15 protein-coding genes are annotated in these 20,126 nt (G+C 62.2%); 7 read left to right on the plus strand and 8 right to left on the minus strand.

Annotated elements, in window-relative coordinates:
- Nucleotides 1-24 precede the first annotated feature (24 nt).
- The 6 genes from ACJJU9_RS18375 to ACJJU9_RS18400 all read left to right on the plus strand — a co-directional run bounded on the left by ACJJU9_RS18375 (nucleotide 25) and on the right by ACJJU9_RS18400 (nucleotide 7,354).
- The gene (locus tag ACJJU9_RS18375; RefSeq protein WP_273220429.1) at nucleotides 25-873 is read left to right on the plus strand and encodes an ureidoglycolate lyase; all 849 of its coding nucleotides are present in this window, start codon (nucleotides 25-27) and stop codon (nucleotides 871-873) included.
- 39 nt (nucleotides 874-912) lie between these two features.
- Nucleotides 913-1,884 (plus strand): D-erythronate dehydrogenase, encoded by a 972-nt coding sequence (gene denD, locus ACJJU9_RS18380; protein ID WP_407729209.1) that lies wholly within the window; start codon nucleotides 913-915, stop codon nucleotides 1,882-1,884.
- 109 nt (nucleotides 1,885-1,993) lie between these two features.
- Complete coding sequence (locus ACJJU9_RS18385) at nucleotides 1,994-3,370, plus strand: MFS transporter (protein WP_048389518.1); 1,377 nt, start codon at nucleotides 1,994-1,996, stop codon at nucleotides 3,368-3,370.
- The gene (locus ACJJU9_RS18390; RefSeq protein WP_407729212.1) at nucleotides 3,367-4,251 is read left to right on the plus strand and encodes an NAD(P)-dependent oxidoreductase; all 885 of its coding nucleotides are present in this window, start codon (nucleotides 3,367-3,369) and stop codon (nucleotides 4,249-4,251) included. Before ACJJU9_RS18385 ends, ACJJU9_RS18390 begins: the two co-directional genes overlap by 4 nt.
- A 22-nt stretch (nucleotides 4,252-4,273) precedes the next feature.
- Nucleotides 4,274-6,058 carry an IlvD/Edd family dehydratase gene (locus tag ACJJU9_RS18395; RefSeq protein WP_048370726.1) on the plus strand — a complete coding sequence of 595 codons (1,785 nt, stop codon included), beginning with the start codon at nucleotides 4,274-4,276 and terminating at the stop codon, nucleotides 6,056-6,058.
- Between the two features lie 114 nt (nucleotides 6,059-6,172).
- Entirely contained in the window at nucleotides 6,173-7,354 is a 1,182-nt protein-coding gene (locus tag ACJJU9_RS18400; protein ID WP_407729214.1) for a fumarylacetoacetate hydrolase family protein, read from the plus strand.
- Nucleotides 7,355-7,449: 95 nt separating this feature from the next.
- On the opposite strand, the gene ACJJU9_RS18405 is transcribed toward ACJJU9_RS18400, so the two are convergent.
- The 8 genes from ACJJU9_RS18405 to ACJJU9_RS18440 all read right to left on the minus strand — a co-directional run bounded on the left by ACJJU9_RS18405 (nucleotide 7,450) and on the right by ACJJU9_RS18440 (nucleotide 18,974).
- On the minus strand, nucleotides 7,450-8,799 hold the full coding sequence (locus ACJJU9_RS18405; RefSeq protein ID WP_407731012.1) for an MFS transporter: 1,350 nt from the start codon (nucleotides 8,797-8,799) through the stop codon (nucleotides 7,450-7,452).
- 166 nt (nucleotides 8,800-8,965) lie between these two features.
- A complete protein-coding gene (locus tag ACJJU9_RS18410; protein ID WP_407729215.1) occupies nucleotides 8,966-10,621 on the minus strand; it encodes a dipeptide ABC transporter ATP-binding protein in 1,656 nt (551 codons plus the stop codon).
- Nucleotides 10,618-11,448: an ABC transporter permease gene (locus tag ACJJU9_RS18415; RefSeq protein ID WP_407731013.1), complete on the minus strand. Its 831-nt coding sequence runs from the start codon at nucleotides 11,446-11,448 to the stop codon at nucleotides 10,618-10,620. The genes ACJJU9_RS18410 and ACJJU9_RS18415 overlap by 4 nt, the downstream gene beginning before the upstream one ends.
- Before the next feature lie 84 nt (nucleotides 11,449-11,532).
- The gene (locus ACJJU9_RS18420) at nucleotides 11,533-12,789 is read right to left on the minus strand and encodes an acyl-CoA dehydrogenase family protein (protein ID WP_407729216.1); all 1,257 of its coding nucleotides are present in this window, start codon (nucleotides 12,787-12,789) and stop codon (nucleotides 11,533-11,535) included.
- Between the two features lie 25 nt (nucleotides 12,790-12,814).
- Entirely contained in the window at nucleotides 12,815-13,747 is a 933-nt protein-coding gene (locus ACJJU9_RS18425) for an ABC transporter permease (protein WP_048370734.1), read from the minus strand.
- A complete protein-coding gene (locus ACJJU9_RS18430; RefSeq protein ID WP_407729217.1) occupies nucleotides 13,744-15,441 on the minus strand; it encodes an ABC transporter substrate-binding protein in 1,698 nt (565 codons plus the stop codon). Before ACJJU9_RS18430 ends, ACJJU9_RS18425 begins: the two co-directional genes overlap by 4 nt.
- Before the next feature lie 49 nt (nucleotides 15,442-15,490).
- Nucleotides 15,491-17,620, minus strand: coding sequence for a TonB-dependent receptor family protein (locus ACJJU9_RS18435; protein WP_407731014.1), 2,130 nt, complete (start codon nucleotides 17,618-17,620; stop codon nucleotides 15,491-15,493).
- Nucleotides 17,621-17,873: 253 nt separating this feature from the next.
- Nucleotides 17,874-18,974: an LLM class flavin-dependent oxidoreductase gene (locus tag ACJJU9_RS18440; protein ID WP_407729218.1), complete on the minus strand. Its 1,101-nt coding sequence runs from the start codon at nucleotides 18,972-18,974 to the stop codon at nucleotides 17,874-17,876.
- A 261-nt stretch (nucleotides 18,975-19,235) separates the two neighbouring features.
- Here ACJJU9_RS18440 and ACJJU9_RS18445 point away from each other — a divergent pair, with 261 nt between their 5' ends.
- Nucleotides 19,236-20,120, plus strand: a complete 885-nt coding sequence (locus tag ACJJU9_RS18445) for a transporter (RefSeq protein WP_407729220.1) — start codon at nucleotides 19,236-19,238, stop codon at nucleotides 20,118-20,120.
- Nucleotides 20,121-20,126: the final 6 nt, after the last annotated feature.

Below are 20,126 nucleotides of genomic sequence, written 5' to 3' on the forward strand. Positions count from 1 at the left end.
TTTTAATTCGATACAGGAGCTTTTATGAAACTGCTGCGCTACGGCGAAAAAGGTCAGGAAAAACCCGGTCTGCTCGATGCCCAAGGCAATATCCGTGATGTGTCGGCGCATATCGCCGATGTCGCAGGCAAGGCACTGGAGCCTGCAAGCCTTGAAGCCCTGAGTAAAATCGACCCGGCCAGCCTGCCGCTGGTCAACGGCTCGCCGCGTATCGGCGCCTGCGTCGGGCAGGTCGGCAAGTTCATTTGCATCGGCCTTAACTACGCCGACCACGCCGCTGAATCCGGGCTGGCCGTGCCGTCGGAGCCGGTGGTTTTCAACAAGTGGACCAGCGCCATTTGCGGCCCCAATGATGACGTCGAAATCCCTCGCGGCTCGGTCAAGACTGACTGGGAAGTTGAGCTGGGCGTGGTCATCGGCAAAGGCGGCCGCTACATCGACGAGAGCAACGCCCTGGACCACGTCGCCGGTTACTGCGTGATCAACGATGTGTCCGAGCGTGAATGGCAACTGGAACGTGGCGGCACCTGGGACAAAGGCAAGGGTTTTGACACGTTCGGCCCCATTGGTCCATGGCTGGTAACCCGTGATGAAATCCGCGACCCGCACCAACTCAAGCTATGGCTTGAGGTCGACGGACAGCGCTACCAGAACGGCAATACCAACACCATGGTGTTCCAGATCCCGGCGCTGATTGCCTACCTGAGCCGCTGCATGTCGCTGCAACCGGGCGATGTGATTTCTACCGGCACGCCTCCGGGTGTGGGCCTTGGGGTCAAGCCTGTGCCGGTGTTCCTGCGCGCTGGCCAGCAGATGCGCCTGGGCATCGAAGGGCTGGGCGAACAGCAGCAACGCACGGTTCAAGCAGACTGATCCAGCGCCTCAAATAAATATAAGAAACAGGAGCAACACATGCGCATCCTCATCACTGGCGGTACCGGCTTTATCGGCAAGCAACTGGCTCAACGCCTGGCAGATTTGAACACCCTGACGCTGGAAGGCGAAGCACCGCGCACCATCGAACGCATCGTGCTGTTCGACGCCTTTGCCGGTGAAGACGTGCCCAACGACCCGCGCATTGAGCTGGTGACCGGCGATGTTGCCGACCCTGAAGTGATCGCCCGTGTCACCGATGGCGTGGACCTGGTGTGGCACCTGGCGGCAGTGGTCAGCTCGGCCGCCGAGGCGGATTTTGACTTGGGCATGCAGGTGAATTTGCACGGCCTGATGCTGCTTCTCGAAACCCTGCGCAAGCAAGGCACCGCGCCGCGTCTGGTGTACGCCAGCGGCTTCGCGGTGTTCGGCGGCAAGCTGCCGGAGGTGGTGGACGACGACACCGTGCTCACCCCGCAATCATCCTATGGCATGCAAAAAGCCGTCGGTGAATTGCTGGTGGCCGACTACGCCCGCAAAGGCTTTGTCGATGGCCGCGTATTGCGCCTGCCGACCGTGGCGGTGCGCCCCGGCAAACCGAACAAAGCCGCGTCGACCTTTTTTAGCTCGATCATCCGCGAGCCGCTGGTGGGTCTGCCTGCCGTGTGCCCGGTGCGCCCCGACACCCGCGTGTACCTGACCTCGCCACGGCGCATTGTCGAGTCGATGTTGCTGGGCATGACCCTGTCGCCGCAGACCCTGGGCGGCGAGCGCATCATCCCGCTGCCGGGCGTGACCACCACCGTGGCCGACATGGTTGAGGCGCTGAAACGCGAGGCCGGTGATAAAGCTGCGCAACTGATTCGCTGGGAGCCGGATGCAACCATCCAGCGTATTGTCGAAAGCTGGCCAAGCAAGGTAGAAGCTCCACGTGCCCGTGCACTGGGCTTTACCGCCGACCCGGACTTCGACGCCATCGTGCGTGCGCACATAGAAGATACTGCACAGTAAACACCCCTGTAGGAGCGAGCTTGCCTCGCGATCTTTTGATCGTTTAAAAGATCGCGAGGCAAGCTCGCTCCTACAGAAAAAACAACAATAAAAATTGAGGCCGTGCGATATGACCACCACCCCGCTTCCGGATGTCACTGACATCGAGCAACAAACGATCAAGCGCGTCACCAAGCGCATGATCCCCTTTCTGATCCTGCTGTTTGTGGTCGCCTTTCTGGACCGCAACAACGTCGGTTTCGCCGCCCTGCGAATGAACGACGACATCGGTATCAGCCAAACCCTGTATGGCCTGGGTGCCGGTATTTTCTTCCTCGGTTACTTCATTTTCGAAGTACCGAGCAACGTCTTGCTGCACCGCTACGGCGCCCGCGTGTGGATCGCCCGGATCATGGTGACCTGGGGCATCATCGCCGGGGCCATGGGCTTTTTGCAGACGCCGGTGCACTTTGTCTCACTGCGTTTTCTGCTGGGCATCGCTGAAGCCGGGTTCTTCCCGGGGGTGATTTACCTGCTGTCGCTGTGGTTCCCGAGCCGCTACCGGGCACGCATGATCGCCACCTTTTACCTCGGCGTACCCATCGCACAAGTCATCGGCGCACCGCTGTCGGTGGGCCTGATGGAAATGGGCGACGCACTGGGCTTCGTCGGCTGGCGCCTGATGTACATCGTCGAAGCTGTACCGGCGGTGATTCTCGGCGTGGTCTGCTACTTCTACCTCACCGACCATCCGCGTCAGGCCCACTGGCTGACCGATGCGCAGCGCAACTGGCTGATCAACACCCTGGAGCATGAAGAGCGCAATAAACCGCTGGTCGTGGGCATTCAACCGAGCAAGTGGGAGATGATCCGCAAGGCCTTGTCCAGCCGTCAGGTATGGCTGCTGGCGCTGGTGTACTTCGGCATCACCTCGGGCTCCAACGCCATGAACTTCTTTATGCCGACCGTACTGGCCTCGTTCCGTGGCTCGTTCGGGCTGGAAATCGGCCTGATGCAAAACGGCCTGATCACCGCCATCCCTTACGCCTTGGCCGCTGTTGCCATGATCTGGTGGAGCCGTCGTTCGGACCGCCTGCAAGAACGTCACTGGCACGCCGGTGGTGCCGCCATGCTCGCTGCTGTGTCCATCGCCGTGGCGCTGTGGCTGAACCAGCCGTGGATCATCGTGATCGGCTTTATCCTGCTGGCCATGGGCGTTTACAGCGCGATCAACGTGTTCTGGGCGGTGCCAGGGCAAGTGCTCACTGGCCTGGGCGCTGCCGCCGGGATTGGCCTGATCAACTCCATCGGTAACCTCAGCGGCTTTATCGGCCCTTACCTGACCGGTTACCTGTTCAACGTGACCGGCAGCTACACCCCGGGCTTCCTGGTGATTGCCGCACTGGTCGGCGCCGGTGGTCTGGGCATGGTGTTGATGCCACGTAACAAGGTGTCGCTGGGCAACGCAGCCGGCGCAACCTCTGCAACCGTAGGAGGCAAGGCATGAGCCTGCAAACCGTAGCGTTTATTGGCACCGGGATCATGGGCAAGCCCATGGCCCGCAACCTGTTGCACGCCGGCTACCCGGTACGGGCCTGGAACCGCTCGGCGGCCAAGGCCGAGGAATTGTCCGCCCAGGGCGCCGAGGTGTTTGCCACCCCGGCCGAGGCGGCCGAAGGCGCTCAGGTGCTGATCTGCATGCTCAGCGATGGCCCGACCTGTGACGAGGTGCTGTTTGGTGAAAACGGCGCCGCCAAGGCTCTGGCGCCGGGCGCGCTGGTGGTGGTGATGAGTTCGATCCCGGTCGACACCGCCGTCGAACACGCCCGGCTGAGCGCCGAACTTGGCTTGCGCTACCTCGACGCCCCGGTATCGGGGGGCGAGCGCGGGGCCCGTGAAGCGAGCCTGGCAATCATGGTCGGCGGCGAAACCGTCGCCTTTGAACAAGGCCGCGCCGTGCTGGCGGCCATGGGCCGCCCGGTGCATGTCGGCCCGGCCGGCACCGGCGAGCTGTCAAAACTGGTCAACCAATTGATCGTGGCCAGCACCATCGCCACCGTCGCCGAAGGCCTGCTGCTGGCCGAGCGCGGCGGCGCCGACCCGTCCAAGGTGCATGAAGCCTTGATGGGCGGTTTTGTCGATTCACCGATCTGGCGTCAACACGGTCAGCGCATGCTGACCAACGACTTCACCCCCGGTGGCCCGGCCAAATGGCAACTCAAAGACACCCGCACTGCCCTCGCCCAGGCGCACAAGCTCGGCTTGTCGCTGCCGGTGGCCAGCCTCGTCGACGGGCTGTTTGCAGCCATGGTCGAGGCCGGTGACGGCGAACTTGATCACGCCGGATTGATCCGCCAGTTACGCCGCAATAACACTTTGCCTGAATAAAAATAATTTGCTGGAGCCTGCCATGACCGAATCCACCCCACGCCGCCTGCGCAGCCAGTTATGGTTCGATGATCCCAGCCATGCTGACCTCACTGCGCTCTACGTTGAGCGCTACATGAACCAGGGCCTGACCCGCGCCGAACTGCAATCGGGGCGGCCGATTATCGGCATCGCCCAGACCGGCAGCGACCTGACCCCGTGCAACCGTCATCACATTGAACTGGCCAAGCGGGTCAAGGATGGTATCCGCGATGCGGGCGGGATCCCGATGGAATTCCCGGTGCACCCGATTGCCGAGCAGTCACGCCGCCCGACCGCCGCACTGGACCGCAACCTGGCCTATCTGGGCCTGGTTGAAGTGCTGCACGGCTACCCGCTGGATGGCGTGGTGCTGACCACCGGCTGCGACAAAACCACCCCGGCGTGCTTGATGGCCGCCGCCACCACCGACTTGCCGTCCATCGTGCTGTCCGGCGGGCCGATGCTCGACGGCTGGCACAAAGGCCAGCGCATCGGCTCCGGCACGGTGCTGTGGCATGCGCGCAATTTGCTCAGCGCAGGCGAGATCGACTACGAAGGGTTCATGACCCTGACCACCGCCTCATCGCCCTCGGTGGGCCACTGCAACACCATGGGCACCGCGCTGTCGATGAACGCGCTGGCCGAAGCGTTGGGCATGTCGTTGCCGGGTTGTGCGAGCATTCCGGCGCCGTACCGCGAGCGCGGGCAAATGGCTTATGCCACCGGCATGCGCATTGTCGATCTGGTACGCGAAGACGTGCGCCCGTCGCAGATCATGACCCACGCCGCCTTCGAAAACGCCATCGCCGTGGCCTCGGCCCTAGGCGCCTCCACCAACTGCCCGCCGCACCTGATCGCCATCGCCCGCCACAGCGGCATCGACCTGTCGCTGGACGACTGGCAGCGCGTCGGTGAAGACGTGCCGTTGCTGGTCAACTGCATGCCGGCCGGTGAATACCTGGGCGAAAGCTTCCACCGTGCGGGCGGCGTTCCGGCGGTGATGCACGAACTGGACAAAGTCGGCCGTCTGCACCGCGATTGCCTGACCGTGAGCGGCCGCAAGATGGGCGAAGTGGTGGCCGATTGTGTGACCGGCGACCGCGACGTGATCCGCTCCTACGAAGACCCGTTGATGCACCGCGCAGGCTTTATCGTGCTCAGCGGCAACTTCTTCGACAGCGCGATCATGAAGATGTCGGTGGTCGGTGAGGCGTTTCGCAGCACCTACCTCAGCGACCCCGAGCGGCCGAACAGTTTTGAAGCGCGGGCCATCGTCTTTGAAGGCCCGGAAGACTATCAGGCGCGGATCAACGACCCGTCGCTGGACATCGACGAACGCTGCATTCTGGTGATTCGCGGCTGCGGCACCGTGGGCTTCCCCGGCAGTGGCGAGGTGGTCAACATGACCCCGCCGTCCGCCATGATCAAGGCCGGTATCGACTCGTTGCCGTGCATGGGCGACGGTCGCCAGAGCGGCACCTCGGCCAGCCCGTCGATCCTCAACATGTCCCCGGAATCGGCGGTGGGCGGCGGCTTGTCATTGCTGCGCACCGGTGACCGCCTGCGCGTCGACCTCAATGCGCGCAGCGTCAACCTGCTGGTGGACGAAGCCGAACTCGACGAGCGTCGCAAAGAACCGCTGCCACCGCTGGCCCCGTCGCAAACCCCGTGGCAGGAACTGTACCGCCAACTGGTCGGCCAGTTGTCCACCGGCGGCTGCCTGGAACCGGCCACCCTGTACTGGCGCGTCATCCCGGAAAACGGCCCGCCGCGCCACTCTCACTAACGCTCAGCTCCCTGTGTAGGAGCGAGCTCGTCTCGCGATCTTTTGATCTTGAAAGATCGCGAGGCAAGCTCGCTCCTACAGGACACGTTCGCCCAAAATTCGAGGATTGCCCCCATGAACACGCTGCAATTGAACATAGAAAACTCCCTGCCGCACGACTGGCAACGGGCAACCCTGGTCGGTCGCGTGTGGCTCCCCGGCGAGCGCGGCGGCCCGGCCGTGGCGGTGATTCGTGACGGTGAAGTGATCGACTGCAGTGCGCACTTCGCGACCCTCAGCCTGTTGCTCGATCATGATCAACCTCTACAAGCCGTGCGCGAAATCAGCGGCACATCGCTAGGCTCGATCGAGGCGTTGCTGGCTAACAGCGGCGAACAGCGCGACCCGGCAAAACCTTACTTGCTGGCCCCAACCGACCTGCAAGTGATCAAGGCCGCAGGCGTGACGTTTGCCTCCAGCATGATCGAGCGAGTGATCGAAGAAAAAGCCGGTGGCGACGCCCTGCGCGCCGAAGAAATCCGTGCCCTGGTGCAAGCGGCCATCGGCGACAACCTGCGCGACCTCAAGCCCGGCTCGCCCGAGGCGATGCGCCTCAAGCAGGTGCTGATCGAACAAAAAATGTGGTCGCAGTACCTGGAAGTCGGCATCGGCCCGGACGCCGAGATTTTCACCAAGGCGCCGATTTTGGCCGCCGTCGGCAGCGGCAACGCGATTGGCATCCACCCCGGCTCCAGCTGGAACAACCCTGAACCCGAAGTGGTGCTGGCCGTCGACAGCCAAGGCCGCATCCACGGCGCGACCTTGGGCAACGACGTCAACCTGCGCGACTTCGAAGGCCGCAGCGCGCTGCTGCTGAGCAAGGCCAAAGACAACAACGCCTCGTGCGCCCTGGGGCCGTTTATCCGCCTGTTCGACGAGCATTTCAGCCTCGACGACGTGCGCAACTGCGAAGTGACCTTGCGAGTTGAAGGCCAAGACGGCTACGTGCTCAACGGCAAAAGCTCAATGAACCAGATCAGCCGCGACCCGGCCGACCTGGCCGAACAGACCCTCAACGAAAACCACCAATACCCGGACGGCTTTGTGCTGTTCCTCGGCACCCTGTTTGCCCCCACCGACGACCGCGACCATCCCGGCCAAGGCTTCACCCACAAACCGGGCGATGTGGTGAGCATTGCCTCCACCACCTTGGGCGCCCTGCACAACCGCGTAACCACCAGCGACCAGGCCCCGCGCTGGACGTTCGGCGTAGGCGATTTGATGAAGAACCTGGCCGGACGCGGGTTGTTGGGCTGAAAACAACTACCCCTGTAGGAGCGAGCTTGCCTCGCGATCTTTTAAAAGATCAAAAGATCGCGAGGCAAGCTCGCTCCTACAGGGGGTTTGGGGCATCAGTAGACGGCTTCGCCCGCCCCGGCGGCGAGGCGGCGGAATACCAGCGCCGAGGCCATGCAGGCGATGCCGCAGAGCACCAGCATGGCGGCAACATCGCTGGTTTGCGGCACGCTGTGCCCGCGCAGGTTCATCAATACGCCCAGCAGTGAGGCCATCAGGCCTACCGACAGGCTCATGCTCAATTGCACGGTCATGGCCGACAGGCTGCTGGCGCGGCTGCTCAATGCGGCAGGCACGTCGGCGTAGGTCAGCGCGCCGAGGGTGCTGTATTGCAATGAGCGAATCACCCCGCTGCCAAACAGCATTAGCACGATGACGCTGTAGGGGGTGGCGTCGGTAAAGCTCGCGCATGAGGCCAGGGTCAGGCCGGTTAACACGGCGTTGATCACCAGGGTGCGGCGGATGCCGTAACGGCGCACCACGCGCACGGCCAGCAGTTTCATTGCAAAGGCCCCGGCGCCTCCGGCCAATGTCAGTAACCCGGCGTGCAACGGGCTCAGGCCAAAACACAGCTGGAACATCAGCACCAGTAAAAACGGTAACGATGAGGTGCCCAGACGCAGCAGGTTGCCGCCCCAAAAGCTGATGCCGTAGCTGGGGATGCGCAGCAGTTTGAGGTCCAGCAGCGGCTCGGCGCAGCGCTGTGCATGGCGGATGTATAACGCGCCGCAGAGCAGGCCGAGGGCGATCATCAGCGCCACCCACAGGTGCGGCAACAGGCCGTGCCCCAGCGCTTCGAAACCGAACACCAGCGCCGCCATAGCCACCGCGCTCAGTGCCAGCCCGCGAACATCCAGCCCCTGCTCGCGCACGCCGGGGTAGTACGGCACATGGCGCAGTACCAGCACGATGCCGACCACACCGATGGGTACATTGATCAGGAAGATCCAGTGCCACGACCAATAGGTGACCATCAGGCCGCCCAACGGCGGGCCGAGCATGGGGCCGATCAGCGCCGGGATGGTCAGGTACGACAGGTTGCGCAGCAGGTCTTCACGGGGTGACCAGCGCAACAGGATCAACTGCCCCACGGGCACCATCATCGCCCCCGCCGCGCCCTGGAGCATGCGCGCCAGACACAGTTGCAGCAGGGAATTGGAAGCAGCGCAGGCCAGCGATGAGGCGATAAACAGCGAGATGGCGATCACGAATAATCGACGCGGCCCGTAGCGGTCGGCCACCCAGCCGCTGACCGGCACACACAGCGCAGCCCCGAGCATGTAGAGCGAAACCACCAGGTTCATGCGGATGCTCGGCGCGCCGAAGTCGTTGGCCATTTGCGGCAAGGCGGTCATGACGACGGTGGAGTCGATCAGTTCCATGCACAGCGCACAGCCAATGATCATCGGCACGCGCCGCGATAACGGGCGCGTGTGCGGGAGGGTTTGGGCGATGGTCACTCAGGGGGTTCTCGGTGAGGATACGTTTTGCACGGTTTCGCCCTGACGGCATGGCACATGCCAGATCAAAAGATCGCGAGGCAAGCTCGCTCCTACAGGGCGTAGAACGGGGTTAAATGGCTAGTTTGAGGAAGTCGAAGGCCATGCGGCGGCCGCTTTCCAGGTGCGGGATGGCGTCCAGCAGGGCTTGGGTATACGGGTGTTGCGGGTGGTCGAAGACGTCGCGCACGCGGCCGCTTTCGACGGCTACGCCGTCTTTCATTACCAGCACGTCGTCGCTGACGTGGTTGATCACGCCCAGGTCGTGGGAGATGAACAGGCAGGCCAGGCCCAGGCGCTGTTTGAGATCGTCGAGCAGCTCGAGGATTTGCGCCTGCACCGAGACGTCCAGCGCCGACACCGGTTCGTCACACACCAGTATCTGCGGCTGCGCCGCCAGGGCGCGGGCGATGGCGATGCGCTGACGCTGGCCGCCCGACAGTTCGATCGGGCGGCGCTCCAGCAGTGCCGCGTCAAGTTTGACTAAAGCCAGCAGTTCTTCGGCGCGCCGGGGCCATTCGCTGCGCTTGTGCCCGGCCACTTCCAGCGCTTCGTTGAGCACCCGGCGCACGCTGTAGCGCGGGTCGAAGGAGCTGAGCGGGTCCTGGAACACCACTTGAATGCTGCGCCGCAGTTGGCGTTTTTCTGCGGCAGACAGGCTCAGCCACGGCTGGCCCTTGATGTGGATGTCACCGCTGTCCGGGGTTTCCAGACCGAGGATCATCCGCGTCAGGGTGGTTTTGCCCGAGCCGGATTCACCAACAATGCCCAAGGTTTTGCCCCGGCGCAGTTGCAGCGACACTTGGTTGACCACGGTGCGCTGTTTGCCGTCCGGCCCCTTGAAGGATTTGCTCAAACCGTTGACCTGCAACAGCGGCGGCGTTTGCTCGGCCTTGGCCGTGACGATGCTCAGCGGTGTACGCGCCGCGCCATGGTTGCGGCGAAAGTGCACCGCCCTGCCCGTGCGCAACAAGTATTGGGTGTAAGGATGCTGCGGGTCGTGCAGCACGTCGTCGACGTTGCCCTGCTCGACGATGATGCCGTTGTGCATCACCGCCACCCGGTTGGCCAGCCGCGAGACCACGGCCAGGTCATGGCTGACGATCAGCATCGCGGTGCTCTCGCCGCGCAGGGATTCGAGCAAGGTCAGCACCTGCGCCTGCACGGTGGTGTCGAGGGCCGTGGTGGGTTCGTCGGCAATCAGCAAACGCGGGTTGCAGGCGATGGCCGAAGCAATCAGCGCCCGTTGGCGCAAGCCGCCGGACAATTGATACGGGTACTGGCGCGCGCGTAATTCGGGCTCGGGCACGCCCACCGCGCGCAGCAGCTCGATGACTTTGGCATCGCACTGCGCCCGGTCGAGGTCGGTGTGCAGGTGCAGCGGCTCGGCGATTTCCTTGCCCACCAGCCGCAAGGGGTCGAGGGAGCCCAGGGCGTCCTGCATGACAAAGCCAATTTGCGCGCCGCGTATTTTGCGCCAGGTGCGTTCATCGAACTGGCGCAGGTCCTGCCCGGCAAACGCCAGTGTGCTGGCCTGAACCTGGGCACGGGCGCCGGTGAGCCCGGCGAGGGTGCGCGAGGTCACGCTTTTGCCCGAGCCGGACTCGCCCACCAGCGCCAGACACTCGCCGGGATGCACCTGGAAGCTCACGCCCTTGAGGGTCGGGGCCGCGTGCGCGCCAAAGCGCACATAGAGGTTTTGCACATCGATCAGAGGTTGTGTACTCATGCCCGTTTCCCTTCGCTGCGACGCAACAGTTCGCGGCCGATCGCGCTGATCGAAACCACGGTCAATGTGATTGCCAGGGCGGGCCATGCCACCAGCCACCAGGCGTTGGCCAAATAGTTGCGGCCCATGGCGAGCATCCCGCCCCACTCCGGCGCTGGCGGCGCGGCGCCGAAGCCCAAAAAGCTCAAGGCCGCGCCGTTGACGATGTTGCCGCCAATGCCGATGGTGGCCAGGATCAAAATCGGTTTGATCGCGTTGGGCAGCACGTGCCGCCAGATCACCAAATGCCGGGGCAGCCCAAGCGTGGTGGCCGCTTCAACGTAACCGGCGCCGCGTACCACCTGGGTTTGCGCCCGTACCAAACGCGCGTAACGCGGCACGTTGGCGATGCCGATAGCGAGGATGATGTTGAGCTGGCCCTGGCCGAAGAAGGTGATGATCACCAGCGCCAGCAGCAGGTCGGGAAACGCCAGCAGCACGTCGATCACGCGCATCACCGCGCCGTCCAGCCAGCGCGGGCCGAGTCCGGCAGTCAGGCCCAGCAAAGTACCCAGCAGCAGGCCGACCGCAGTGGCGGCCACGCCCAGCACCAGTGACGGGCGCACGGCGTAGACCAGTCGGGTGAGGATGTCGCGGCCGTTTTCATCGGCGCCGAGCCAGAACAGGCTGCTTGGGGCGCTAAAGGCCAGACGCGAGTTGGCGTCGAGCGGGTCGCCCGCCACCAGCCAACCCGGCTGGATGGCCGCGATCAACAGCAACAATACGAACAACCCGGCCAGCAAGAGGCCCGGGCGTATCGCCCAGCGCCGCGCACTGCGCGATTGCATGGCGAACAAAGGCTCGGCCTGGATCACGCTGGCAACAGTGCCTGGGTGGATGGACTGGCTCATGTGCAACTCCTGATGACGGGCTTAAACCGCGCTGGCTTCATCGCGGGTGGCGCCGTGGGCGCTGTCCTGCTCATGCAGGGCACGCCAGGCCGCTCCGGGGCTGATGCCGTTGAGGTAGTAATTGCCCAGCGCCCGCTCGCGGTAGATGGCCGGGTTGTGCGAGGCCAGGGTGCGGGCGTTGCGCCAGTGCCGGTCGAGGCGGCGGGCCTGGCTGGTGGCCGAGGCGCCGCCGACTTCGAACAACAGCGTGGTGGCTTCGAGCGCTTGCTCCAGCACCACTTGCTGGGCCTGGAAGGTGCGAATGTCGGCGTCGACGTAATCGGCTTCCTGCGCGCTGTCGGTCAGTTCAGCCTGATGCACGCCTTCCAGCACGTTTGCGGTGGCCAGCACCAGGCTTTCGCTGGCGTAGGCCAGGCTCGACAGGCGGCCGATCACCCGTTGCACCAGCGGGTCATCCTTGGGGCTGGACTGGCCCGGCACGCCGAACGCGCGGGTGCGGCCCTGCACAAAAGCCGTGGCATCGCGCAAGGCGGCCCGGGCGATACCGGCCAACGTGGCGAGGTGGAACAGTTGGTAGAACGATGAGATGTACGACTCGGCGCGCAGCTCGCCGGGTTTGAAACGGCGCAGCACGTGCTCTGGCGCCACCGCGACCTGGTCGAAACGCGTGGTGCCGCTGCCGCTCAGGCGCTGGCCAAAGCCGTCCCAGTCGTCTTCACGGGTCACGCCCGGCGCATCAACGGCCACCACCACGCTGAAAAAGTCTTTGTCGTGCATCGCCACCGCCGCCACCCAGTCCGCGTAGATAGTGCCGGTGCAGTAGTATTTTTCGCCGTTGAGCACCCAGCCCGCGTCTTCGTTTTGCGGGTCGTTGGGCGCCAGCGACACCGAGTTGGTGCTGCTGTCACTGCGCTCGGCCATGGCCGCGCCCCACAACTGCCCGGCCACCACCTTGGCAAACCAGTAATCCTGCGAGGCGGCGTCGCGGCTGGACAAGCGCCCTTCAACAAAACCGAAATGCGCACGCACAATCTGCGGCAGGTTGGAGTCGGCCTCGGCCAAGTCAATCAACAGCTGGAACAACACCGGCAAGCTGACGCCCGCGCCGCCCAAAGCCTGCGGCACACGCAGCGCCGTAAAGCCCGCCTCGCGCAGTTGGTTGACGGCGTCAAAGGCCAGTTCGCGGTGCTGCTCGCGCTCGATGGCCCCGGCCGCGATCTGGTCGAACAGCGGTTGGAAACGCGCCTTCAATGCGCGGTAGGAAGTGGTGTCGGTCATGGCAAGTCCTTGCGAAAAGATGGCGTCACACGGCTTTCGCTCGCGGGTCCACCAGGTGATTGATCAGGTCGACGAGAAAATTCACGACCACATAAATCGCTGCCGCCAGCAGGGTGATCCCCAGCAGCAGCGGCACATCCTTGGTGTTGGCGGCGTCGAGCATCAGGCGGCCGATGCCCTGGCGCGAGAACAGCAGTTCAATCACCACCGCCCCGCCCAGCAGGCTGGCAAACACAAAGCCGGACAAGGTCACCAGCGGCACCAGCGCATGGCGCAAGGCGTGCTTGAGGCGCACCCCGGTTTCAGACAGGCCACGGGCGCGGGCCATGGCGATAAAGGGCTGTTCGAGGGTGTCTTCGAGTTCCTGGCGCAACACCTGGCTGAGCACTGCCGCCACCGGCAAGGCCAGGGCCACGCTGGGCAGGATCAAGGCTTGCCAGCTGTTGGAGCCGGACGGTGGCAGCAGGTGCCAGCCAAAGGCGAACACCAGCAGCAACCCCAGGCCGATCACGAACGACGGCGCTGACGACAGCACCAGTTCTGTGCCCGATACCAGCGAGCGCACCCACGGCGCCCGGTTGGCACTGAGCACCGCCACCACCACGGCCAGCAGCACCGCCAAAGCAGCAGCGCTCAGCGACAGTTGCACGGTGGCGCCGAGTTGCCCGCTGATGACCTGCCCCACCGGCCGGCGCAAGTTGTACGAATCGCCCAAATCACCCTGAGCCAAACGCCCCAGGTACTGGCCGTATTGCACGATCAAGGGTTGGTCGAGGCCGTATTCAGCGCGCACCTGGGCTATCAATTCGGCGCTCGGGTTGGCCCCCGGCCCGCCGAGAATGGCCATCGCCGGGTCGCCCGCACTCAGGTTGATGGCCAGAAAGGTCAGGGTTGCCGCGCCCCACAGCACGCCAATGCCGGACAACAATCGACGAAGTATCAGGCGCAGCGGGTTCATTTGGCCTCCTGGTCGAGCCAGACCGTGGTGAAAATCGGAGTGTTGTGCGAGGTGTCGAAGATCAAGCCCTTGACCGCGTTGCGGTAGGCCACCAGCACATGGCTCTCGTACACCGGCGCTGCCGGGACGTTTTCGGTGAGGCGTTGCTGGGCGATGCTGTAGAGCTTTTGCAACTCAACCGGGTCGGTGGTCTGCCGTGCAGCGCTGAGGGCGACGTCCAGTGGCTCGTCGCGAAAGCTGCCGATGTTCTGCCCGATAAAGCTCGGCGTGCTGATGGATTTGCTGTGGTAGAGGATGTACAGGCCGTCCGGGGTGTTGGTGTGCCAGTAGCCCGCGGCGATGACCTGGAAGTTGCCGGCATAGCGCTTTTCGAGGATTTGCGGCAGCGGCGCGATGTCGATGGTTAGTTGGAAGCCGACCTTTTTCAGGTCAGCCTGAATCGCTACTGCAATGCTGCTGGGGTAGGCACCGGTTTCGTAAGTCAGCAACTCGGCTGCCAGGCGCCGGCCATTTTTAACCCGGTAACCTTCGGCGTCGCGCTGCTCCCAACCGGCGCTGTCGAGCAGGCGGTTGGCTTCGGCCACGTCGTACTTGAGCACGTCTTTGTAAGCCGGGTCGTAGAAGCGCGTGTTGCTGGCCAGAAAATCGCTTTTCGGCTGGTACTCACCAAAGCCGGCGATCCAGGCAATGCCATCGCGATCAACCGCTTTGGTCACGGCACGGCGCACCACCACGTCCTGAAACGGAAATTTCTCGGTGTTGAACTGCAGGCTGCGAAACGGGTTGCCCTTGCGGATCAGGCTGCGGATGTGCAAATCGGGGTTTTGCCGGATGGCCTTGGCGTTTTGCGCCGGCGCATCGACGGTGAAGTCAGATTGCCCCGACTCCAGCGAGCTGAAGCGGATCATCGCCTCGGGCACGATGCTCACTTCGAGGCGGTCGAGGTAGGCCTCGCCCTGATGCCCGGTGACTTCGGGCGCCCAGTGGTAGCCCTTGCGCTTGACGAAGTTCAGGCCTTGGTCGCGCGTATAGCTTTCGAGCACAAACGGCCCGGTGCCGATAGGGTGTTCGGCAATGGACTTGGGTGCCTCGACGATCTGGCGCGGCGACAGCATGCTCAGGTACGACTGCGCCAGCACATCGAGAAACGGCGAATAGGGTTCGCGCAGGTGCGCTTCGAAGGTGTACTCATCAATGATGCGACCGTCCACGTACGGGGCGATGTAGGCCGCCGCCAGCGGTGATTTGGTCTTGGGGTCACGCATGTGTTCAAGGTTGAGCTGTAGTGCGCGGGCGTTGAATTTTTCGCCATCGCTGTAGGTCACGTCGTCACGAAGATGAAAGGTGTAGATCTTGCCATCTGGCGAAATCTCCCAGGACTTGGCCAGCCAAGGGGTGATGTTGCCCTGCTCGTCCTGGTACACCAGGCAGTCAAACAGGATGCGCCCCAGCCATTGCGTATTGCCGTGGGAAATCGAATGCAAATCGAGCGTGGTGGTGTCGGATGAGGTCGACAGGCGCAGCGTGCCGCCCGGTTTGCCGGGGCTGCTTTCGCGGTAGTCATCGGGCTGGCTGGCGCTGGCATCGGCATTGACGACGATGGCGCGCGGCGCTTCGCTGGCCGGTTTGCAGGCGCCCAGCAGCCCGATACCGGCGATCAGCGCCAGGCGGGCAAGCCTTGTGGTCAGGGTCATGTGCTTCCTCCACCAGCGCCGCGCACTTCGCGACGCTGGCCGCGCAGGCTTAGAAGTTGTAAGTCACGCCGGTAAAGGCGCCGAAACCATCACCGGGGTACAGCACCGCCGTGTCTTTGCCCTGCACGTCATACGACGGTGCCACGGCAGTCACGTAGGCCTTGTTGGTGAGGTTTTTCAGGTCCAGGTACACCTGCCAGGTTTTGCCCGGATCGTCGAAGCCAAAGCGTGCGCCCCACAGGGTGTAGGACGGCGCGTAGAAGCTGTTGGCGTAGTCCACGGCCGTGCTGGAGGCGGTGCGCACGTTGACCCCGGCATACAAGCCGTTGGCAAACTGGTACTGCAATTCGCCCTGGTAGATGTGCTTGGGCAAGCCCGGCAGTTCGTTCTTTTTGAACAGCGGGTCGTTTTCGTAGTGGAAGTCGTTGAGGGTGTACGCCTGACGCCAGGTCAGGGTGTCGCCATTGGCGCCTTCCCACAGGCGGGTGCTCAAGCCGGCTTCAATGCCCTGGTGAATGGTCGGTGTGGCGTTGGAGGTTGACACCACGGCTGCCGCGGTAGCGGTGGCCGGGAGTACTTGAACGTTGAGCAGCTCGTTTTTCACCCATGACTTATAGAACGCCAGGCTGCCGTCGAAGATGCCGTATTTGCCCTTGATGCCGAACTCCACGGTGTTGGCGTTTTGTGGCACCAGTGGCTTGGTGTAGTTGGTGGTGACGCCCGAGCCGGAAATCGACCAGGAGCTTGGCGGGTCGATGGTGCGGCTGACGTTACCGAACAGTTGCACGTCGGGGGCGATGTAATAACGCAGGCCAATACGCGGGGCGAATCGCCACTCATCGTAGAGGTACTCACTCGGCAGGCCGCTGGTGTTAGGGCGGTCGCTGTACGAGACCTTGACGTTGCGCTTGATCTGGATCGCCGACACGCCGGTAGACAGGTACAGGTTGTCGGTCAGGCCCAGGTCGTTGCCGAGGCTGAACACGTGGTCAAACGAGCCGTCGTACTTCACGTCTTTTTGCAGGATGCCGAGGTCTTTATTGCCTTTGTAGGTGCGCACGCCAGCATTGATGTGCTGAGTGCTGGTCCAACCCGCGGTCGTGGTGCTGGACAGGCCGAACAGGTGATCGGTGCGGGTGTAATTAAGCGAATAGTTGATGTCGCGCCAATCCCAGTAGTTGGGGTTGACGGTACTTTTACGGCTGAGGATCTGCGGGTAGTCGTGGTACACCAGCCCGGCTTCGAGCTTGGCGTCATCGTCGAAGGTATAAGTGGTTTTGCTGCCGATCCAGGTGGAGCCGAGCTTGGTCGAATCGCCGCGCGTGTCACGGGTGGCGATGTTGGTTTGCGAGGGTTTTTTCTTCAACTGGGCCAAGGTCAGCTGGCCCGAGTTTTCGTGGTATTCCTCGCGATAACGCAGGTACACGCGGGTTTCCAGTTTGGGGCTGAAGCGGTAACCAAAGTTGCTGACGATGCCCTTGGCCTTGGTGTAGGTGAAGTCCTGGAAGCCGTCGCGCTTGGAGTTGTCGACGCTGACAAAGTAGTCGGCATCGCCCACCACACCGCCGGTGCTGAGGGTCTCTTTTTCCCAGCCGAAACTGCCGCCTTCGACTTTGATGCGTGTGCCCGGTGCCGTGCGGCCGGTGTTGGTGACAAAGTTGATGGCGCCGCCCAACGACAAGGCGCCGTATTCAAAGGCGTTGGCCCCGCGCAGCACTTCGGTGTAGTTCAGGCCCTGGGTGTCGAGCAACTCATAAGGCGTACCGCCCGCGCCGGTCAGCGCCAGGCCGTCAAAGAGGAACTTGGTGCCCTCCCGGAAATACCCCGGTGACGTGTTAGCCCCGGAGCCGCGAATCGAGATCTTGATCGCATCGTTGCCGCCCGCCGCCTGGGCATACACGCCCGGCTGATAGGCCAGGGTGTCTTCCAGAGTAGCCGAGCGGCCCTTTTCGACTTCCGCCTGAGTGACCAGGCTGGTGCCGCCGGCCACTTCATCGAGTTTGGCTTTCGCCGCTTGCACCTCGGTTTGTTGGGCGGCTTGCACGGTGACCGTGCCCAGACGTCGCTCGCCGTTCGGGCTGGCGTCTTCGGCCAGGGCAAAGGGTGCGAGGGTTAATAAGGCGCTGCTGACAGCGAATAAGGAGGAATGCCGTTTAACAGCAGAAGTAGCCAAGTGCACGCGTTTCAAATTATTACCCCACCTGAATAGAAAATAGGCGAGTTTCTATTGGCATAGTCAATCTCACGATAACAACGCTATTGCAGCGAACGTGCCAACTGGCGAAGTGCCTTATTTGCGGGTGTTTAAGGTTTTAATGTTGTAAGTGCGACTGTTGCGTTACAGCGCTACTGCCGAACACGTGTTTGTTTCCCAACACTTGTAAAAAAGTGTTTATAAACTTTTGGCAGCACCTTAGATCAATAGTTGTTAATTAAACGAGTCGAGGTAACAGCAACTTAGCCACGTAGTCGGCTTCTTCTTGCAGAGGCCAACCCGACAGGCTAATGACATTAAGTCCGGCTTTTTGTTGATAAAGGTTGAGTGTGCTGACGATACTGTCGGGCGATCCGACAAGGTACGCCGACGACGAGCCAGTCCCGAAGACATCCAGCGTCGACCAGGCTGTAATCCCGGCGTACAGGTTGTTTTCCAGGCGCAATTCTTCGAGGGTCGGTAGTTGCCGCTGACGTAGCCGGGCAAGCCAACCGGCACGCTTGGCATCCGGGGCGACAAAGTTGGCAAAGTTGAACTTGCCGCCACTGCGCCGCACGATGGATTCGTTTATTTTGTCGCGCAGCACCTCAACGCCGGTGGCTTCGAACATCGCATAAAAGTGCGCCAGCGCCTCGCTGTCAGTCGGCCTTACAACCACGCTGGCCAAGGCGCCCAGCCCGCTGAACTGGCGCTTTGCAGCCTGCGCCGCCTGTTGCGCCTTGTGAAACTTTTCGCTCACTACCGCCACTTCACGGAGCATGGTCATGTACACGTTGACCAACTCACCGGCGTGGGCCACGCCCGCCGTTGAATCCCCTGTGCCCCACAGTTGCACGCCGTCTTTTTGCTGCGGGTGGATTTCCAGCGGGGTATTCGGGAAGTAGGTTTTGCTGCCCTGGGCATACGAAAAAGCAAACTTGCGCCAGTAATCAATGCCCAGGGTGTAGCGGTCGGCATGGGAGGTGGTAATGCCGTAGCCCTGCATGATGTTGTCGCGCCCATTGACCAGATTGACCAACAACCGGCCCTGGGTCAGTTGGTCAAACGTGAGCGCTTGTTGGGCCAATAACTTGGCCGGAACCATGCGCGAATAAAAAGAAATCAGGAACTTTATACGCCGGGTATAACTGGCCGCAAACGAGGCCGATATAAAGGGGTCATTCGGCCAAGTTGCAACATGCGCCCCATAAAACCCGCCCTGCTCTATGGTTTGCGCCAGCGTTCGATAACGCTCGAAATCAATCGGATATAACCCGCCCGGGCACCACGGATAAGTACCGTCGGCAAAGCTCAAATACCATAAAACTTTCAGGGCCACGGGGGTCTACCTCTGTTCAGATTGGGCGAAGACTAATGAGCCTGTTTCGTGGCTGTCAACGCAGTACGCGGCTTAAATTTAAAGTCATAAGCTTATGTATTTGCGGCATATGGACAGCTTTTTTATATCACTATCGTTAGTGATAAATGTGATTTTGATTATAAGCACGGCCTGCGTACGCTGATCACCACAGGAAACAACCGTCGCCCTTGCGGATTTCCACATCCCCGTAAACATGACGACAGACGTTTCAATAAACCCATGAAGAAGACCACTTACGCCTTACCGTTAACGCTGTTCAGCCTGCTGTCCATCACCCAACAGACGCAGGCGGCTGAAGCCGATCCGGGTGATTACATTGCCGCGCCGCCGGGCACTGATCTGGGGCTGTTGTATTACCAACATTCGTCGGCCGACACTTACCGCGATGCGTCGGGTAATAAAGTCGACGGCAGTAATCGGTTCAGGTCTGACATTGGCATTTTGCGTTACGTGCATTTTATGGAGGTGTTCGGCTACACGATTGACCCGCAAGTGGTGTTGCCGTTCGGGCAGTTGCATGACGCCAAAATCGGCGGCCAGTCCATTGATGGCAACAGCGGTATCGGTGACGTGCAACTGACCTCGACGGTGTGGTTGGTGAACAACCCGCAAGCGCGCCGCTGGTTTGGTATTTCGCCGTTTATCGTCGCGCCCACCGGCGCTTACGATAAGCACGAAGCCTTCAACCTCGGTGAAAACCGCTGGAAGGGCATTGTGCAGGGCGGCTTTGTGCAGGGCTTCGGGCAATACTGGAGCTGGGACTTGATCGGCGACATCACCTGGTACGGAAAAAACACGGACGCCGGTGGCGGTGATCAGACGCTCAAGCAAGACCGCTCTTACCAGGTGATCAACTGGTTGAGTTATCACCCGACTGACACGTCCCATGTGTCGATCGGCTACTCCCACACCTGGGGCGGCGCGCAACAGCTGGACGGCGTGGACAACGGCACCCGCACACGGGTTGATCAGTGGCGCGCACTGTACGCCACCAACGTTACTGCCAAGGATCAGGTGCAAGTGACACTGGCCAGGGACCTGAACGTTCGCGGCGGGTTTGAACGCGACTATCAACTGAACTTGCGTTTGGCTCATGTGTTTTAAAACGAG

It is taken from the genome of Pseudomonas helleri, assembly GCF_045830615.1.
Lineage (GTDB): Bacteria > Pseudomonadota > Gammaproteobacteria > Pseudomonadales > Pseudomonadaceae > Aquipseudomonas > Aquipseudomonas helleri.

Bases quoted from the DNA above. Each gene is read 5' to 3' on its own strand.
- ACJJU9_RS18375 (WP_273220429.1), top strand. From the start codon at position 25: ATGAAACTGCTGCGCTACGGCGAAAAAGGTCAGGAAAAACCCGGTCTG.
- denD (WP_407729209.1), top strand. From the start codon at position 913: ATGCGCATCCTCATCACTGGCGGTACCGGCTTTATCGGCAAGCAACTG.
- ACJJU9_RS18385 (WP_048389518.1), top strand. From the start codon at position 1,994: ATGACCACCACCCCGCTTCCGGATGTCACTGACATCGAGCAACAAACG.
- ACJJU9_RS18390 (WP_407729212.1), top strand. From the start codon at position 3,367: ATGAGCCTGCAAACCGTAGCGTTTATTGGCACCGGGATCATGGGCAAG.
- ACJJU9_RS18395 (WP_048370726.1), top strand. From the start codon at position 4,274: ATGACCGAATCCACCCCACGCCGCCTGCGCAGCCAGTTATGGTTCGAT.
- ACJJU9_RS18400 (WP_407729214.1), top strand. From the start codon at position 6,173: ATGAACACGCTGCAATTGAACATAGAAAACTCCCTGCCGCACGACTGG.
- ACJJU9_RS18405 (WP_407731012.1), bottom strand. From the start codon at position 8,799: ATGATCATTGGCTGTGCGCTGTGCATGGAACTGATCGACTCCACCGTC.
- ACJJU9_RS18410 (WP_407729215.1), bottom strand. From the start codon at position 10,621: ATGAGTACACAACCTCTGATCGATGTGCAAAACCTCTATGTGCGCTTT.
- ACJJU9_RS18415 (WP_407731013.1), bottom strand. From the start codon at position 11,448: ATGCAATCGCGCAGTGCGCGGCGCTGGGCGATACGCCCGGGCCTCTTG.
- ACJJU9_RS18420 (WP_407729216.1), bottom strand. From the start codon at position 12,789: ATGACCGACACCACTTCCTACCGCGCATTGAAGGCGCGTTTCCAACCG.
- ACJJU9_RS18425 (WP_048370734.1), bottom strand. From the start codon at position 13,747: ATGAACCCGCTGCGCCTGATACTTCGTCGATTGTTGTCCGGCATTGGC.
- ACJJU9_RS18430 (WP_407729217.1), bottom strand. From the start codon at position 15,441: ATGACCCTGACCACAAGGCTTGCCCGCCTGGCGCTGATCGCCGGTATC.
- ACJJU9_RS18445 (WP_407729220.1), top strand. From the start codon at position 19,236: ATGAAGAAGACCACTTACGCCTTACCGTTAACGCTGTTCAGCCTGCTG.